Genomic DNA, 16,762 nt, shown 5'->3' with positions numbered 1-16,762 from the left:
CTTCTTCAAGACGCCGTAGCTTCCTGCGGCGTTTCTGCGACATACCACTGCCTGTCGGTAACGGTGCCAGCCAACGGCACATCCCAGCTGGCCTGTGCCAATCGATCGACCTTCTGACATTCATGGGCCAGGCCCAGCAGCGCCGGCTTGCGCCAGCTTTTGCGGCGTGCCAGATAGGCGAGGCTGCGGTCGTAGAAACCGCCGCCCATGCCCAGGCGGCCACCGGCATCATCGAACCCCACCAACGGCAGCAACACCAGATCCAGCGCCCATACCTTGCGCTGGCGCCTGGCGTTGACCCGTGGCTCCAAAATGCGAAAGCGATTGGGCAGCAACGTTTCCCCAGGCTTCACGCGCTGGAACACCATCTTGGTCCGTGGCCAGGCGCTGAGCACCGGCAGGTAAGTGGCCTTGCCCCGGCGCTGTGCCGCACGCAGCAGCAGGCGCGGATCGATTTCACCGTCCGTCGGTAGATACAGGGAAATATGTTTGGCCCGGCGAAACAGCGGGTGCTGTGCCAGTTGCCGATACAGGCCATGGGCGGCCTGGCGCTGCTCGCTGGGCGTGAGGGCGCGGCGGGCTTTGCGCAACATGCGTCGAAGGTGCGGACGGGAAAGCGGCGCAGGTTCGTTCATGGTTTTTCGGCTCATAAAACAATGCCAGTCCGGGGACTGGCATTGAGTTCTGGAATTCAGGCTCCCCGACAGAGCCGCTGTCGACTCAGCCCTTGAACCCGAAAGTTCAAGGTGGAAGAAGCAGTAGGCTTTAAGGCTTTCCGTCTAGCGGACATGCACACCAGCCCAACGTGCAACTTCCAGGGTAGTGCGAATCGGCTCCGGGACATCGCCGACTGGCAAGCACGCCAGGGAGTGGGGCGAGTATACCTTAAACAGTCGCGGCAATCAGCCCTTGGGTTGCTCTGTGTCGCTGGAAAGCACCAGGTCGACGCGTTCGAGCAGGTCGCGCACCTGCTCGCGCGTCGAGCCGCTGGCCTGTACGTCAGGGCGTTCCTGCTTATGCAGCAGGTCGTGGGTAATGTTCAGTGCGGCCATCACGGCGATGCGGTCGGCGCCGATGACTTTGCCGCTGCTGCGGATTTCACGCATCTTGCCGTCCAGGTAGCGGGCGGCGCTCACCAGGTTGTTGCGCTCTTCCTGGGGGCAGATGATCGAATATTCTTTGTCGAGGATCTGCACGGTGACGCTATTGCTTGAACTCATGAGTCTTGCTCCAGGGCCTTCAGGCGCGAAATCATCGATTCGACCTTACGCCGGGCGATTTCGTTTTTTTCAATGAGGTGAGCGCGTTCCTCGCGCCAGGTCTTTTCCTGAGCTAATAGGAGTCCGTTTTGACTCTTAAGTTGCTCGACCCGAGTAATTAGCAATTCGAGTCTGGCCATCAGCGCTTGCAGGTCGGTGTCTTCCATTGGGTTCCACTGGATTTGTCTGATGAATGGCAACTGCAGGATAAACGATCTGACGCCCTCGATAGTCTTGGTACGTCTGCCGGTGCTAGGATACAGCGCTCCATTCTAGACATTGCGCCGTCTGGCGCCTAGCTCACCATGCCCATTCAGAACTCCCCGTACGATGCTTTTTCCAAACTGCTGAGCACCAGCGGCCATCCTTGCTCGCCCGCCGAGCTGCATGGCGTGCTGCTCGGCCGCAGTTGCACCGGTGTTGGCTTTGATGCCGACAACTGGCTGGCCGATGTGGCCGAGCTGCTGGAAACCGAACCGACCGACAACGTGCGTAACGCGCTGATCGGCCTGCAAGAGATGGTCAAGGGCGAACTGACCGGTGATGACGTCACCGTGGTCCTGCTGCTCCCGACCGACGATGCACCGCTCCCCGAACGCGCCGCCGCACTGGGCCAATGGTGCCAGGGCTTCCTCCACGGTTTCGGCGTGAACGCCGGCGGCCTGGAACTGAGCACCGACGCCAAGGAAGTGCTGCAGGACCTGGCTGCCATCTCCCAGGTGCAAGATGCCCTGGAAGAATCTGAAGACGGCGAAGGCGACTACATGGAAGTCATGGAATACCTGCGCGTCGCGCCATTGCTGCTGTTCACCGAGACCAGGAAGTCCGCTGAGCCTGCTGCACCCAAGCCTTCGCTGCACTAAAAGAGAAAGGAAGCCCATCTGCCCATGATCCATATCCCCAAAGCGGAATACACCCGGCGTCGCAAGGCGCTCATGGCGCAGATGGAACCCAACAGCATCGCGATCCTGCCGGCTGCCGCCGTGGCGATCCGCAATCGCGATGTGGAGCACGTCTATCGCCAGGACAGTGACTTCCAGTACCTGAGCGGTTTCCCCGAACCAGAAGCGGTGATCGTGCTGATGCCCGGTCGCCAGCATGGCGAGTACGTGCTGTTCTGCCGCGAACGCAATGCCGAGCGCGAATTGTGGGACGGCCTGCGTGCCGGTACCGAAGGTGCCATCCGTGACTTTGGCGCCGACGATGCCTTCCCCATCACCGATATCGACGACATCCTGCCCGGCCTGATCGAAGGCCGCGACCGGGTGTATTCGGCCATGGGCAGCAACGCCGAATTCGATCGGCACCTGATGGAGTGGATCAACGTCATCCGTTCCAAAGCGCACCTTGGCGCCCAGCCACCGAACGAGTTTGTTGCCCTGGATCATCTGCTCCACGACATGCGCCTGTATAAATCGGCGGCGGAAGTGAAGGTGATGCGCGAGGCAGCGCGAATTTCCTGCGCGGCCCATGTGAAGGCCATGCAGGCCAGCCGCGCCGGCTTGCATGAGTTCAGCCTGGAAGCCGAACTGGATTACGAATTCCGCAAGGGCGGCGCGAAGATGCCGGCCTATGGCTCCATCGTCGCCACCGGGCGCAACAGCTGCATCCTGCATTACCAGCAGAATGACGCCGTGCTCAAGGACGGTGACCTGGTGCTGATCGATGCCGGTTGCGAAATCGACTGTTACGCCAGCGACATCACGCGCACCTGGCCGGTCAATGGCAAATTTTCGCCGGAACAGAAGGCGATCTATGAAATCGTGCTGGCTTCCCAGGAAGCCGCCTTTGCCGAGATCGCGCCGAACAAGCATTGGAACCAAGCCCACGAGGCGACGGTGCAGGTCATCACTGCCGGGCTGGTGAAGCTGGGGTTGCTGAAGGGCGACGTCGACGAGCTGATCGCCAGTGAAGCCTACAAACCCTTCTATATGCATCGCGCCGGCCATTGGCTGGGGATGGATGTGCATGACGTGGGCGAGTACAAGGTGGGCGGCGAATGGCGTGTGCTGGAAGTTGGCATGGCGCTGACGGTGGAACCGGGCATTTATATCTCGCCGGATAACCAGACCGTCGCGAAAAAATGGCGTGGCATTGGTGTACGTATCGAGGACGACGTGGTGGTGACCAAGCAAGGCTGTGAAATCCTGACCGGCGGCGCCCCCAAGAGCGTCGTTGAAATCGAAGCCCTGATGGCGGCCGCCCGATGAGCCGGGTCAACCTGGCGATTATCGGTGGCGGCCTGGTGGGCGCGAGCCTGGCGCTGGCGTTGCAGGCCGGGGCCAAGGCGCGTGGCTGGAAGATCGTGCTGATCGAACCCTTCGCGCCCGGCGACAGCTACCAGCCGAGCTACGACGCGCGGTCTTCGGCGCTGTCCTACGGCGCCCGGCAGATTTATCAGCGCCTGGGCCTGTGGCAGCAGATCTCGCGCCGCGCCGAGCCGATCAAGCAGATCCATGTGTCGGACCGTGGACGCTTCTCCACCGCGCGACTGTCCGCCATGGAGGAGGGCGTGCCGGCCCTTGGTTATGTGGTGGAAAACGCCTGGCTCGGCCAATGCCTGTGGCAAGGCCTGGACAAGGACGTGGTGAGTTGGCGCTGCCCGGCGGAAGTCACACGCATGGAGCCGCTGCCCGATGGCTACCGCCTGACCCTCAACGATGAAACCGTGCTGGAATGCGACCTCGCGGTGCTCGCCGACGGCGGCCGCTCCGGCCTGCGCGAGCAACTGGGCATTGGCGTGAAAACCCGCCCATACAACCAGAGCGCGCTGATCGCCAACATCACCCCGAGCGAAGCCCACAACGGCGAAGCGTTCGAGCGTTTCACCGATGAAGGCCCGATGGCCCTGCTGCCGCTACCGGACAACCGTTGCGCACTGGTATGGACCCGTATTGGCATGGACGCACAGCGCCTGGCCAATCTCGATGAACGCAGCTTCCTGAGCGAGTTGCAGGGCGTGTTCGGCTACCGCCTGGGCACCCTCAAGCAAGTCGGCGCCCGTCATCTGTATCCGTTGACCCTGGTGGAAGCCGAAGAGCAAGTGCGCTCGCACCTGGCGATCCTCGGCAATGCCGCCCACAGCCTGCACCCGATTGCCGGGCAGGGGTTCAACCTGTCCCTGCGTGATGCCCACGCCTTGGCCGAGGCCTTGCTGGCCGGGCCGGCGGTGCCGGGCGACCTGGCAACGTTGCAGGCTTATCGCGAGCGTCAGCGCATGGATCAGAAGTTGACCGTGGGTTTCTCCGACCAGGTCACGCGGCTGTTTGGCAGCGCGCAACCGCTGGTCGCCCTGGGCCGCAATATGGGCCTGCTGGGCCTGGACCTGTTGCCGCCGGCCAAGCGTTGGTTCGCCCGTCAGGCCATGGGCCTGGGGACGCGTCCCGATGCGTGAGACTCATCAATCCTTTTACGTGCGGTGCAAGCCGCCAGCGAGACAGGCTTAAAGCATGGACATGCGCGCAGATGTGCTGATTGTCGGGGCCGGAATGGTCGGAAGCGCCCTGGCGCTGGCATTGCAAGGCAGCGGCCTGCAAGTGCTGCTGCTCGACGGCAGCCCGCTGAGCGTCAAGCCGTTCGACCGCGCGGCGGCCTTCGAACCCCGTGTGAGTGCCTTGTCGGCGGCCAGCCAGCGCATCCTCGAGCGCCTCGGTGTGTGGGATGGCATCGTTGAACGACGCGCCAGCCCGTACGGCGAGATGCAGGTGTGGGACGGCAGCGGCACCGGGCAGATCCACTTTTCGGCGGCCAGCGTGCATGCCGAAGTGCTCGGGCATATCGTCGAGAACCGCGTGGTCCAGGATGCCTTGCTCGAACGTCTGCACGACTGCGACCTGGGCCTGCTGGCGAATGCGCGCCTGGAGCAGATGCGCCGTTCCGGCGATGACTGGTTGCTGACCCTGGCCGATGGCCGAAAATTGCGCGCGCCGCTGGTGGTGGCCGCCGATGGCGCCAACTCCGCCGTGCGCCGCCTGACCGGCACCGCGACCCGTGAATGGGACTACCTTCATAACGCCATCGTTACCAGCGTGCGCAGCAGCCAGCCGCACCAGCGCACGGCCTGGCAACGCTTTACCGACACCGGCCCGCTGGCGTTTTTGCCGCTGGAGCGGGACGGGCAGCAAGATTGGTGCTCGATCGTCTGGTCGACTACGCCGGTTGAATCCGAACGCCTGATGGCGCTGGATGATGAAAGCTTCTGCCGTGAACTGGAGCGCGCCTTTGAAGGGCGCCTCGGTAGCGTGGTCAGCGCCGATCCGCGTGTGTGCGTACCCTTGCGCCAGCGCCACGCCAAACGCTATGTGGCCGAGGGCCTGGCATTGATCGGCGACGCCGCCCATGTCATCCATCCATTGGCCGGGCAGGGCGTCAACCTGGGTTTCCTCGATGCGGCGGTGCTGGCCGAAGTGTTGTTGTCGGCCACCGAACGCGGTGAACGTCTGGCCGATGTGAAGGTGCTCAGCCGTTACGAGCGCCGACGCATGCCCCATAACCTGGCCCTGATGGCTGCGATGGAAGGCTTTGAGCGCCTGTTCCAGGCCGATCAACTGCCGCTACGCTGGTTGCGTAATGCCGGGTTGAAGATGGTCGACCAGATGCCCGAAGCCAAAGCCGTGTTTGTGCGCCAGGCCCTCGGGTTGAGCGGGGATCTGCCGGACCTGGCCAAGCCCTGACAGGTTTGTGCAACATTTGGTAACGGCTCCGCCGAGCGTTACCAAATGTGAGTCCCTATCATTTGCGCTTATTTTGCAAATGAGAGACCGCACCCATGTTGGCACCCAAGCGCCTCCTGACTGCCCTGGCACTCACCCTGATCGGCAGCACCACCGTGCAGGCAGCCGACGAAGTGGTGGTCTACTCCTCGCGTATCGACGAACTGATCAAACCGGTGTTCGACGCCTACACCCAAAAGACCGGTGTACAGGTGAAGTTCATCACCGACAAGGAAGCGCCGCTGATGCAGCGCATCAAGGCCGAGGGCGAAAACGCCACCGCCGACCTGCTGCTCACCGTGGATGCCGGCAACCTCTGGCAGGCCGAGCAAATGGGCATTCTGCAACCGTTCACCTCGCCGGTAATCGATAAGAACATTCCCCTGCAATACCGCTCTTCGGCGCATGCCTGGACCGGTTTGAGCCTGCGCGCGCGGACCATCGCGTACTCCACCGACCGGGTCAAACCGGGTGACCTGACCACCTACGAAGCCCTGGCCGACAAACAGTGGGAAGGCCGCCTGTGCCTGCGCACGGCGAAAAAGGTCTACAACCAATCACTGACGGCCACCCTGATCGAAACCCACGGTGCGGCCAAGACCGAAGAAATCGTCAAGGGCTGGGTGAATAACCTGTCCACCGACGTGTTCTCGGATGACATTGCCGTGCTGGAGGCGATCAACGCCGGGCAATGCGACGTGGGTATCGTCAATACCTACTACTACGGCCGTCTGCACAAGCAGAAGCCTGACCTGGCGGTGAAGCTGTTCTGGCCGAACCAGGGCGACCGTGGCGTGCATGTGAACCTGTCGGGCATCGGCTTGACCAAACACGCGCCACACCCGGAAGCCGCCAAGGCATTGGTGGAGTGGATGACCACGCCTGAGGCGCAGAAGATCTTTGCCGACGTGAATCAGGAATTCCCGGCCAACCCGGCGGTACCGCCGTCGGCTGAAGTGGCGACCTGGGGCAAGTTCGTGGCGGATACATTGCCGGTGGAAGTGGCGGGCAAGCGCCAGGCTGAAGCCATTCGCCTGATGGATCGGGCGGGCTGGAACTAAGTAAAATTTGTAGGACGCCGCAGATCCAAATGTGGAGGGGGGCTTGCCCCCGATGTCGGAGTGTCAGTCTACTCATCGTTGACTGATCCACTGCCATCGGGGGCAAGCCCCTCCCACATTGGATTGTGGTGATTTGAAGATATTCATTATTGAGAACCCACCTTTGGCCCACCCCGCCCAACGCCGCTGGTACCTGCCGGTCTTCAGCGTCGCCGCCCTGGTGCTGCTGCCGCTGAGCGTGCTGGTACTGTCCTGGCAAAGTATCGACGCACAAATCTGGTCCCACCTGTGGGAAACCCAGATGCCGCGGCTGCTGGGCAACACCCTGACCCTGGTGCTGGGGGTCGGCGTCGGCGTAACCCTGTTGGGCGTCAGCCTCGCCTGGCTCACCAGCCTCTGCGAATTCCCCGGCCGGCGTTGGCTCGACTGGGCGTTGATGCTGCCCTTTGCCATTCCCGCCTATGTGCTGGCCTTCGTGTTTGTCGGCTTGCTGGATTTTTCAGGCCCCGTGCAGACCCTGCTGCGCGAATGGTTCGGCACCGGCTTGCGCCTGCCACGGGTGCGCTCCACCAGCGGCGTGATCATTGTGCTGGTGCTGGTGTTCTATCCCTACGTGTACCTGTTGGCGCGCAGCGCATTCCTCGCCCAGGGCAAGGGCCTGATGGAGGCGGCGCGGGTGCTGGGACAGTCGCCCTTGCGGGCATTCTGGCATGTGGCCCTGCCTATGGCGCGGCCGGCAATAGGGGCCGGGGTGGCGTTGGCACTGATGGAGACCCTGGCGGATTTCGGTGCGGTGTCGGTGTTCAACTTCGATACGTTCACGACCGCGATCTACAAGACCTGGTACGGCTTTTTCAGCCTGTCCAGCGCGGCCCAACTGGCCAGCCTGTTGCTGTTGGTGGTGATGCTGGTGCTGTATGGCGAACGGCGTGCCCGGGGCGCCAGTCGATCCAGCAATGAACGGCCACGGGGCAAGGCGCTGTACCACTTGCGCGGGTTCAAGGCGGCGGCGGCCAGTGCCTGGTGTGGATTGGTGTTTGCCTGTGCTTTTGTCATCCCGATGCTGCAATTGGTCGCCTGGTTCTGGCAGCGGGGCCGTTTCGACCTGGATGAGCGCTATTCGGGCCTGATCGTCCATACCCTCTACCTGGGTGGTATCGCGGCGCTGATCACGGTCAGCGTGGCGCTGGTACTGGCCTTCGCCAACCGCCTGGCGCCGACCCGGGCGATTCGCTCCGGTATCAGCCTGGCCAATGTCGGCTATGCCTTGCCGGGCTCGGTGCTGGCGGTGTCGATCATGCTGGCGTTCAGTTACCTGGACCGTGAGCTGGTGGTGCCGCTGTCCGGCTGGCTTGGCGGGGCGGGCAAGCCATTGTTGCTGGGCAGTCTGTCGGCGCTGGTGCTGGCGTATCTGGTGCGCTTTCTGGCCGTGGCCTACGGGCCGCTGGAAAACAGCCTGGCGCGCATCCGGCCTTCGTTGCCGGAAGCAGCACGCAGTTTGGGCGTGAGTGGGCCGCGACTGTTTTGCAAAGTGTATCTGCCGCTGTTGCTGCCCGGCACCCTGAGTGCAGCACTGCTGGTGTTCGTAGACGTGCTCAAGGAAATGCCCGCAACCCTGCTGATGCGCCCGTTCGGCTGGGACACCCTGGCGGTGCGGATCTTTGAAATGACCAGCGAAGGCGAGTGGGCGCGGGCTTCTCTGCCAGCGTTGACGCTGGTGCTGGTGGGTCTGCTGCCGGTCATCGGGCTGATCCGACGCTCCGCCCGACCAATCGGTTAGGTGCCAGTCCTACGGCTTGCGGCTACAATGCGCGGCATTCGGTGCGGTCCGTCCTTCGGATCGAGTCGCTGTACGTGGCTGCAGGCCTTGTCATTCAAGGTGTCCGGCACGGGCAACGGCCTGCGCACCTTCGCCAAGCCCGGAAGGAGAAACCCATGGGACAGCGTACGCCTTTGTATGACCTGCATCTCGCCCTCGGCGCGAAAATGGTCGATTTTGGCGGTTGGGATATGCCTTTGCACTACGGCTCGCAAGTTGAGGAGCACCATCAGGTGCGGCGCGACTGCGGGGTGTTCGATGTATCTCATATGACCGTGATCGATATCACCGGCCCCCAGGCCAAGGAATGGCTCCAGCACCTGCTGGCCAATGATGTCGAGCGTTTGCATGGCTGTGGCCGTGCGTTGTACAGCGCCATGCTCAATGAGCAGGGTGGCGTGGTGGACGACATGATCGTCTACCGCACCGAGACCGGATACCGGCTGGTGGTCAACGCCGCCACCCGAGACCAGGACATGGCCTGGATCCAGGCGCAACTTGGCAGCTATCAGGTGCACCTGCATGAGCGGCCCGAGTTGGCCATGCTCGCCATTCAAGGCCCCCATGCCCGGCAGAAGATTGCCGAGCTGGTCACCCAGTCTCGCGGCACCCTGATCCACCAGCTCAAGCCCTTTGAAGGGCATGCCGACGGCGATTGGTTTATCGCCCGCACGGGTTACACCGGCGAAGACGGCCTGGAAATTGTCCTGCCTGCCGATCAGGCGCCGGGGTTTTTCAACGATCTGGTCGGTGCGGGTATTTCACCCATAGGCCTCGGCGCGCGGGACACCCTGCGGCTGGAAGCCGGCATGAACCTGTACGGCCAGGACATCCATCAGAACGTTTCGCCCCTGGCGGCCAACATGGCCTGGAGCATTGCCTGGGAACCTGCCGAGCGCAATTTCATCGGGCGAGCGGCGCTGGAAGCAGAGTTGGCCGCCGGTGTGCAGTTCAAACTGGTCGGGCTGGTACTGGAAGAGCGTGGGGTTTTACGCGCTCACCAGGTGGTTCGCATCGCCAATGTTGGCGAAGGGGAGATCACCAGTGGTAGTTTCTCACCTACGCTGAGCAAATCCATTGCCCTGGCGCGTGTACCGATGGCGACTGCCGATCGGGCCGAAGTGGAAATCCGCGGCAAGTGGTACCCGGTTCGAGTGGTCAAACCGACCTTCGTACGCCATGGCAAAACCTTGATCTAACTATTTCCGGCAGGCCAATGGCTGCTGACATTTCTTCTTGAGGACACAGACTATGAGCGATATCCCTGCCGACCTGCGTTTTGCCGAAAGTCACGAATGGGCCCGTCTGGAAGCTGACGGTACGGTGACCGTCGGGATCTCCGACCATGCTCAGGAAGCTTTGGGTGATGTGGTGTTTGTTGAGTTGGCCGAAGTCGGCGCTACGTTTGAAGCCGAAGGCCAGGCGGGTGTGGTTGAGTCGGTGAAGGCTGCTTCGGATATCTATGCCCCGGTTGCCGGTGAAGTGATTGCCGTCAACGAGGAGCTGAGTGCTAGCCCTGAGCTGCTGAACTCCGACCCTTACGGCGCGTGGATCTTCAAGCTCAAGCCAAGCAACCCGGCTGATCTGGAAAAACTGCTGGATGCTGCTGGCTACAAAGCCGCCATCGGCGAATAACCGCAAGACCCATGTGGGAGGGAGCAAGCTCCCTCCCACATTCAATCGTCGTGAGCCGTGAGTGCTCAGTCCGCCTTCAAGACTGCCTTTACCGCCGCCACCGACCGCTCCACATCTGCCTCTGTCATCGCCGTGAACATCGGCAACGACACGATCAAACGTCCAACCTTTTCCGCTACCGGGAACATACCTTCCTTGAACCCCTGTGCCCGATAAAGGCTCAGCAGGTGAATCGGCGGGTAGTGATAGCCAATGCCAACACCCTGTGCCTGCATTTTTTCCATGAAGGTCGCGCGGGCGGGCAGGCTGTCTTGGCGCTCCGGCAGCACCAACTGGAACAGGTGCCAGTTGCTGTTTTCGAAGTCGGCCGGCGGCAGTTGCGCGCCGTACTTTTCTTCGAAATCACTGCCGAAACATTTGAAGTAGTGCCGGGCCAGGTGCTGGCGATGGGCGGTGATCTTCTCGATGTGGGCAAACTGCCCCAGGCCGATGGCTGCAGCGATGTCGGTCATGTTGAACTTGCCGCCCAGTACATCCACGTCCAGGCCGTCGAAGCCGGTGCGGGTGACGCCCTGCAGGCGGTATTTTTCCGCCAGGCGGGCTTCTTCGGCATTGTTCAACACCAGGCAACCGCCCTCGGAAGAGGTGATGTTCTTGTTGGCCTGGAAGCTGAACGATACAAAGTCCCCGGTGGAACCGATGCGTTCGCCATCCCAACTGGAGCCCAGGGCCTGGGCGGCGTCTTCGACGATGCGCAGGTTGTACTTGTTGGCCAGTGCGTACAGCATCGGCATGTCCAGGGGCAGGCCGGCCAGGTACACCGGGATGATCGCCTTGGTGCGCGGGGTGATTGCGGCTTCCACCTGGGCCAGGTCGATATTGCGGGTGACCGGGTCGATGTCGGCGAATACCGGCGTGGCGCCTACTTCCAGGATCACGTTGGCTGTTGCGACCCAGGAGATCGGTGTGGTGATGACTTCATCGCCGGGCCCGATACCGGCGATACGCAAGGCGATCTCCATGGTGCAAGTGCCCGAGTTGAAGGTGCGCACCGGCCGGCCGCCAAAGTATTCCGACAGCTGTGCTTCGAACGCCTGCACTTTCGGCCCACTGGTGATCCAGCCCGAGCGCAGTACATCGCCGACCGCCGAGATGGTGGCTTCATCGATGGTAGGTTTGGAGAACGGCAGAAAGGGCTGTTGGCTCATGACGACGAAGGCATCCGTTTCAGATTGGCGATGAGTGAGCGAGGGTTCAGTCCCGGCATGGTGGCACGGTTAGACTGAATATAGCCTGTCGCCTGTGAATGAATCGTTATGCCACGGACACGGAAGTGCCGCTTGAACGGCGGCATGTCCTGGTGCCGGTCAGAAGTACACACGGGTTTCAAAGAACACACTCTGCTCCTTGAGCTTGCCCTTGAGCTGTTCATCGCGAGCGTTTATCCGGTTGGTGAAGGTGTTGTAGCCGGTCTCGATACGGCCCATGTCCACGTAGCGCCAACCTGTGCCAAAGGAAATGCGGTCGTTGACCTTGGCATCCAGGCCCAAGCCTACGCTATAGGCAAAATTATATTGGCGGTGGCTGGCAAAGCGACGGGTGTCATTGCTCTGAAAACCCTCGGCATCAATTTGCGCGACGCCCACCCCCGCCATGCCGTAGAACGACAGCCAATGGGTGAGCGGTATGTTTTTATAGCCGTTGACCATCAAGCGCTGGCTGTCCACTTCAAGACGGTTGACGTTGGCATTGAAAGGCGACCAGAAGGAGTCGAAGGTCGAGTTGCCGGAGCGGGTGTATTCCCCTTCTGCGCGCCAGCCATCGGTGAAGGCATAACCTACCGAGTAGGATCCGGTGAATGTTTTAGTGCTATCAGGCGCCTCCACTCGTTCGGTGACGCGCGGGCTGGTCAACAGTGCGCTGGATAGATTCTGGCGTGCACTGTTGAACTTTGCCGAGCCGTACCAGGCATCTGCCTGTGCATAAGGCGTTGCAATAGCGGTGAGGAACACAAAGGAAGAGAGTTTTCGCATGGTTATCGATTCATTCACTGAGGGAAGGTTGGAATCGATAGCTTGTCGTCGGTGGAGAGCAGTGAAGTAGAGGATTTCTCCTGTTCAATCGTCAACTCAACAGTCTTTGCTGTAGGAAGAAAAGTGGCACAAAAAAGCCGCTCCCAGGGAGCGGCTGTTTTAACCGGCGGTTTTACTCGGCGGCGATAGCGTTTTTCGCCAGGATAGCGTTGGCCAGCTCCATATCCGTGGCCTGCAGGCCAGGGTTGTCGGCGCGGACTTTCTGCATGGCGGCTTCCAGGTACGGGCCGCGGATACCGCCGTCGCTGGCAACGAAGCTGCCTGCGTCGTCTTGTGCGGCAACCACCAGCTTGTGGTCCTTGAAGGTCAGGTAGGTCGAGCCGGTAGTGGCGCCCGACGAGATGACATTGCGCCAGAAACTGTCGGCCATGGCTGAACCGACAGGGAGGGAAAGCACAGCGAGGGTAGCGACAGCATATTTAAGACGCATGATGGGTGACTCCGGGTGGGTGATCTGTACCGTTTGATTGTAGTTAGCCCAACCGAGTTCCATCACTGACTAAACAGTTTCTACCTTCAAGATCACGCCATCCAGGCCCACCACACGCACTTGAGCGCCTACAGGGCTGTCAGGCCCGGACACCATCCAGACGCCATCACCGACTTTTACCTTGCCTCGACCCTCCACAATCGCCTGATGCACCACGAACACGCGACCGACCAGCTCCGAGCCACGCTCGTTGAGGCCCGGCTGGTCACTGGCTTTGGCGCTGCTGCGCTGGCGTTTCCACCAGTACACCGCAGTCAATATCGACAGCACAGCGAACAGCAACAGTTGCCACTCCAGCCCGAGCGGCGGCACCAGAAACTTGATCACGCCCACGGCTGCCGCAGCTATGCCCATCCACAGCAGGTAGCCACCGGCGCCGAAGACCTCAAGAATCAATAGCACCGTACCCAGTGCGAGCCAATCCCAGAACGAAAGATGCTGCAGGAAATCCCACATGGCGATCGCCTCAGGCTTTCTTGTTATCGAAGGTTGCCTTGACGATTTCGCCGATGCCGCCGACAGCGCCGATCACCTGGCTGGCTTCCAGTGGCATCAGGATCACTTTGCTGTTATTGGCTGACGCCAATTTGCCAAGGGCATCGATGTATTTCTGCGCGACGAAGTAGTTGATGGCCTGCACGTTACCGGTGGCGATTGCTTCGGACACGACCTGGGTCGCGCGGGCCTCTGCCTCTGCCTGACGCTCACGGGCTTCAGACTCCAGGAACGCGGCCTGGCGTCCACCTTCGGCTTCAAGAATCTGTGCCTGCTTCTTGCCTTCGGCCGTCAGGATCGCCGATGCCCGCAGGCCTTCGGCTTCCAGGATCTGTGCGCGCTTGATCCGCTCGGCTTTCATCTGGCCGGACATGGCGGCCATCAGGTCGGCGGGCGGGCTGATGTCCTTGATTTCGATCCGGGTGATCTTGATGCCCCACGGCGCCGTGGCTTCATCGACGGTGCGCAGCAGTTTTTCGTTGATGCCGTCGCGCTGGCTGAGCATGGCATCCAGCTCCATGGAGCCGAGCACGGTACGGATATTGGTTTGCAGCAGGTTGCGGATAGCGTGTTCGAGGTTGTTGACCTCGTAGGCGGCCTGGGCGGTATTGACCACCTGGAAGAAGCACACGGCGTCGATCTGCACGGTGGCGTTGTCGGCGGTGATGACTTCCTGGGGCGGGATATCCAGCACGCTTTCCATCACGTTGATCTTGCGGCCGATGCGGTCCATGACCGGGATGATGATGTTCAGGCCCGGCTTGAGGGTGTTGGTGTACCGGCCGAAGCGCTCGACGGTCCACTGATAGCCCTGGGGTACCACCTTGAAGCCCATGAACAGGATGGCGATGGCCAAGCCCACGAAAAGAAGCAGCACGGTTCCGATCTGCATAGCGATTCCCTATCTGGTGGTGTCAGTTAAACGACGTTCGGCCGATTGTAACGGTCCTGTCACCGATAAGAACGGTTTCAGCACGCGGTAATCAAAGCATTTGTTACCGAATCCCCAGGAGTCACTCGCAACACCTCGGCCATCGTGGTCAGCCCCGCCTTGACTTTACCCACGCCGGCCATGCGCAGGCCGCACATGCCTTGCGCCACCGCCTCCCTGCGCAGGGACTGCACGTCGGCGCCTGGCGTGATCAGCGCCTTGAGCGAGTCATTCAGCACCATGATCTCGTAGACCCCGGCGCGCCCGCGAAACCCGCTGTTTCGACATTCCGCACACCCTACCGCTTCGTGAGCATCGCCCGCCACCCGCTTGCAATGAGGGCACAGCAAGCGCACCAAGCGCTGCGCCATTACGCCCAATAACGTGGCCTTGATCAAATAATGAGCAATGCCCAGTTCCTGCAAGCGGCTGATGGCGCTGGGCGCATCATTGGTGTGCAGCGTCGAGAGCACCAAGTGCCCGGTCAATGCGGCCTGGATCGCCATCTCGGCGGTTTCCCGGTCGCGGATCTCGCCGATCATGATGATGTCCGGGTCCTGGCGGAGCAGGGCTCGGATGCCGCTGGCGAAGGTCAGGTCGATATTGGGCTGTACCTGCATTTGGTTAAACGCCGGCTCGACCATCTCGATAGGGTCTTCCACGGTGCAAAGATTGACCTCCCGGGTCGCCAAGTGTTTGAGCGTGGTGTAGAGGGTGCTGGTCTTGCCTGAACCGGTAGGTCCCGTGACCAGGATGATGCCGTTGGTGTGGCGCGTCATGTCGTGCCATCGCTGCTGGTCCTCGGCCGACAAGCCCAGCTCGTCAAAGTCCTTGAGCAGCACCTGCGGATCGAAAATCCGCATCACCAGTTTTTCGCCAAAGGCGGTGGGCAAGGTCGACAGCCGCAACTCGACTTCTGTGCCTGCAGGGCTTTTGGTCTTGACCCGACCGTCCTGGGGTTTGCGTTTTTCCGCCACGTTCATCCGCCCGAGGCTTTTCAGGCGGCTGACCACCGCCATCGTCACCTGGGGGGGAAATTGATAGACGTCGTGCAACAGCCCATCAATGCGAAAGCGCACGCGGCCTTGCTCACGGCACGGCTCGATATGAATATCACTGGCCCGCTGGGCGAACGCGTATTGCAACAGCCAGTCGACGATATTGACGATATGCGCGTCGTTGGCGTCCGGCTCCTGGTCGCTGGCGCCGAGGTTGAGCAACTCGACGTTGCCAGGCCCCGCCACCTTTTGATCCGCACCGCTGACGGACTTCGCCAGCCGGTAGAATTCGCTGATACAACGCTGAATGTCCTGGGGGTTGGCAACCACGCGCCTGATCGAGCGCTGGAGCACTTGTGCCAGTCCCGATTCCCAACTGGTGACATGGGGCTGGGCGCTGGCAACGGTGACGGTCTGCGCGTCTACGGCTACCGCGAGGATGGCGTGGCGTTGGGCAAACGCGTGGGACATCAGCGGCACCACCGTTGCGACATCGATCTTCAGCGGGTCGATACGCCAATAAGGTTGCCCCACATGTTGGGCAAGCCACTGGGTCAGGGTTTCCAGGGAAGGCCCAAGGGCGGCGATGCACTCCAACGGGTGCTGGGCGTTGCCGGCGGGCAGCGCCGATAAGCGCTGCGCGATGTCGGGAGCAATCAGCCCTCCCTCGACCAGCGCCGGGAGCAACTGATGCAGTTCCAATCGGTGATCAGCAGGCATGAAGGTGTTCCTGGGTAGCCTCGGAAGAAATTTCAGGCTAGCCAGCCGCCGAATATCTTCCTCCCAACGTATGTTGCAGGCCTTTACCAAGCTGCTGCCGCCACGGCCGCAGGCCCCACGGAATCAGCGCGCCACACGTGCAGCGTGCACACGCTGATCAGGTTTCGAATCTTTTCGGCGATCACTTGGGCGCGATGCCAGCTCAGGCTATCCATCACGATATCGATGTTCAGCAGGTCTTCCTGGCGGCTCACGTTGACCTGGCTCGGTGTCAGGAACTGCAACGCAAAATAGTTGAGTACCCGACACAACACATCGGGCTCCGCCTCGGCGACGATCCGGTAATGCGCCTGGCAATGGGCGCTGCTGGCAGCCCACGCATCGACGCGGGTCATGGGGTGGGTGGTTTCGACGGCATGCATGCTGACTCTCCAGATTCGACTGGAGAAATTTTTACATTCGCTTCGGGAGATTTCTTATCTAAGATGAGCCTGATATGCGATTAATTGAATCGGTCAATTCAGAAAAGACAGCCTTCAAGGTATTTTT

Annotated in this window: 18 protein-coding genes and 1 other RNA gene; 8 read left to right on the top strand and 11 right to left on the bottom strand. The window is 61.3% G+C overall.

Going from position 1 to position 16,762, the window contains the following annotated elements:
• Positions 1–5: 5 nt before the first annotated feature.
• From J3D60_RS20080 to J3D60_RS20065, 4 genes are all read right to left on the bottom strand, one after another.
• Positions 6–635, bottom strand: a complete 630-nt coding sequence (locus J3D60_RS20080; protein WP_092489829.1) for a 5-formyltetrahydrofolate cyclo-ligase — start codon at positions 633–635, stop codon at positions 6–8.
• A 58-nt stretch (positions 636–693) separates the two neighbouring features.
• Positions 694–872, bottom strand: a non-coding RNA gene (gene ssrS / locus J3D60_RS20075) — 6S RNA.
• Between the two features lie 30 nt (positions 873–902).
• Positions 903–1,220 carry a cell division protein ZapA gene (locus J3D60_RS20070; protein ID WP_027608375.1) on the bottom strand — a complete coding sequence of 106 codons (318 nt, stop codon included), beginning with the start codon at positions 1,218–1,220 and terminating at the stop codon, positions 903–905.
• On the bottom strand, positions 1,217–1,426 hold the full coding sequence (locus tag J3D60_RS20065) for a TIGR02449 family protein (protein ID WP_007982902.1): 210 nt from the start codon (positions 1,424–1,426) through the stop codon (positions 1,217–1,219). Before J3D60_RS20065 ends, J3D60_RS20070 begins: the two co-directional genes overlap by 4 nt.
• A 138-nt stretch (positions 1,427–1,564) precedes the next feature.
• On the opposite strand from J3D60_RS20065, the gene J3D60_RS20060 reads away from it, so the two are divergent.
• From J3D60_RS20060 to gcvH, 8 genes are all read left to right on the top strand, one after another.
• A complete protein-coding gene (locus J3D60_RS20060; protein WP_065938043.1) occupies positions 1,565–2,122 on the top strand; it encodes a YecA family protein in 558 nt (185 codons plus the stop codon).
• A 24-nt stretch (positions 2,123–2,146) separates the two neighbouring features.
• Positions 2,147–3,469 (top strand): Xaa-Pro aminopeptidase, encoded by a 1,323-nt coding sequence (gene pepP, locus J3D60_RS20055; RefSeq protein ID WP_065938044.1) that lies wholly within the window; start codon positions 2,147–2,149, stop codon positions 3,467–3,469.
• Complete coding sequence (gene ubiH / locus J3D60_RS20050; protein ID WP_131697574.1) at positions 3,466–4,653, top strand: 2-octaprenyl-6-methoxyphenyl hydroxylase; 1,188 nt, start codon at positions 3,466–3,468, stop codon at positions 4,651–4,653. Before pepP ends, ubiH begins: the two co-directional genes overlap by 4 nt.
• A 61-nt stretch (positions 4,654–4,714) precedes the next feature.
• Entirely contained in the window at positions 4,715–5,932 is a 1,218-nt protein-coding gene (locus J3D60_RS20045) for a 2-octaprenyl-3-methyl-6-methoxy-1,4-benzoquinol hydroxylase (RefSeq protein ID WP_166655295.1), read from the top strand.
• A 95-nt stretch (positions 5,933–6,027) separates the two neighbouring features.
• Entirely contained in the window at positions 6,028–7,032 is a 1,005-nt protein-coding gene (locus J3D60_RS20040) for an extracellular solute-binding protein (RefSeq protein ID WP_053127831.1), read from the top strand.
• 163 nt (positions 7,033–7,195) lie between these two features.
• Positions 7,196–8,812 carry an iron ABC transporter permease gene (locus tag J3D60_RS20035; protein WP_253492554.1) on the top strand — a complete coding sequence of 539 codons (1,617 nt, stop codon included), beginning with the start codon at positions 7,196–7,198 and terminating at the stop codon, positions 8,810–8,812.
• A gap of 155 nt (positions 8,813–8,967) precedes the next feature.
• A complete protein-coding gene (gcvT, locus tag J3D60_RS20030; protein WP_253492552.1) occupies positions 8,968–10,050 on the top strand; it encodes a glycine cleavage system aminomethyltransferase GcvT in 1,083 nt (360 codons plus the stop codon).
• A 52-nt stretch (positions 10,051–10,102) separates the two neighbouring features.
• Positions 10,103–10,486, top strand: coding sequence for a glycine cleavage system protein GcvH (gene gcvH / locus J3D60_RS20025; RefSeq protein WP_253492550.1), 384 nt, complete (start codon positions 10,103–10,105; stop codon positions 10,484–10,486).
• 65 nt (positions 10,487–10,551) lie between these two features.
• Here gcvH and J3D60_RS20020 read toward each other — a convergent pair whose 3' ends face one another.
• From J3D60_RS20020 to J3D60_RS19990, 7 genes are all read right to left on the bottom strand, one after another.
• The gene (locus J3D60_RS20020) at positions 10,552–11,694 is read right to left on the bottom strand and encodes a DegT/DnrJ/EryC1/StrS aminotransferase family protein (RefSeq protein WP_253492548.1); all 1,143 of its coding nucleotides are present in this window, start codon (positions 11,692–11,694) and stop codon (positions 10,552–10,554) included.
• A gap of 159 nt (positions 11,695–11,853) precedes the next feature.
• Positions 11,854–12,519, bottom strand: coding sequence for an outer membrane protein (locus tag J3D60_RS20015; RefSeq protein ID WP_253492546.1), 666 nt, complete (start codon positions 12,517–12,519; stop codon positions 11,854–11,856).
• Positions 12,520–12,691: 172 nt separating this feature from the next.
• Positions 12,692–13,012, bottom strand: coding sequence for a DUF2388 domain-containing protein (locus tag J3D60_RS20010; RefSeq protein ID WP_169898797.1), 321 nt, complete (start codon positions 13,010–13,012; stop codon positions 12,692–12,694).
• A 66-nt stretch (positions 13,013–13,078) separates the two neighbouring features.
• Positions 13,079–13,525, bottom strand: coding sequence for an NfeD family protein (locus J3D60_RS20005; protein ID WP_065938059.1), 447 nt, complete (start codon positions 13,523–13,525; stop codon positions 13,079–13,081).
• A 10-nt stretch (positions 13,526–13,535) separates the two neighbouring features.
• A complete protein-coding gene (locus J3D60_RS20000) occupies positions 13,536–14,456 on the bottom strand; it encodes an SPFH domain-containing protein (protein ID WP_027608388.1) in 921 nt (306 codons plus the stop codon).
• Positions 14,457–14,533: 77 nt separating this feature from the next.
• Positions 14,534–16,213 carry a GspE/PulE family protein gene (locus J3D60_RS19995; RefSeq protein WP_253492544.1) on the bottom strand — a complete coding sequence of 560 codons (1,680 nt, stop codon included), beginning with the start codon at positions 16,211–16,213 and terminating at the stop codon, positions 14,534–14,536.
• A gap of 83 nt (positions 16,214–16,296) precedes the next feature.
• The gene (locus J3D60_RS19990; RefSeq protein WP_253492540.1) at positions 16,297–16,635 is read right to left on the bottom strand and encodes a hypothetical protein; all 339 of its coding nucleotides are present in this window, start codon (positions 16,633–16,635) and stop codon (positions 16,297–16,299) included.
• Positions 16,636–16,762: the final 127 nt, after the last annotated feature.

The organism is Pseudomonas sp. S3E17 (assembly GCF_024168685.1).
In the GTDB taxonomy this organism is placed as follows: domain Bacteria; phylum Pseudomonadota; class Gammaproteobacteria; order Pseudomonadales; family Pseudomonadaceae; genus Aquipseudomonas; species Aquipseudomonas marginalis.
The sequence above is the reverse complement of the archived record's forward strand: the minus strand, read 5'-3'. Positions and strand labels throughout refer to the sequence as shown.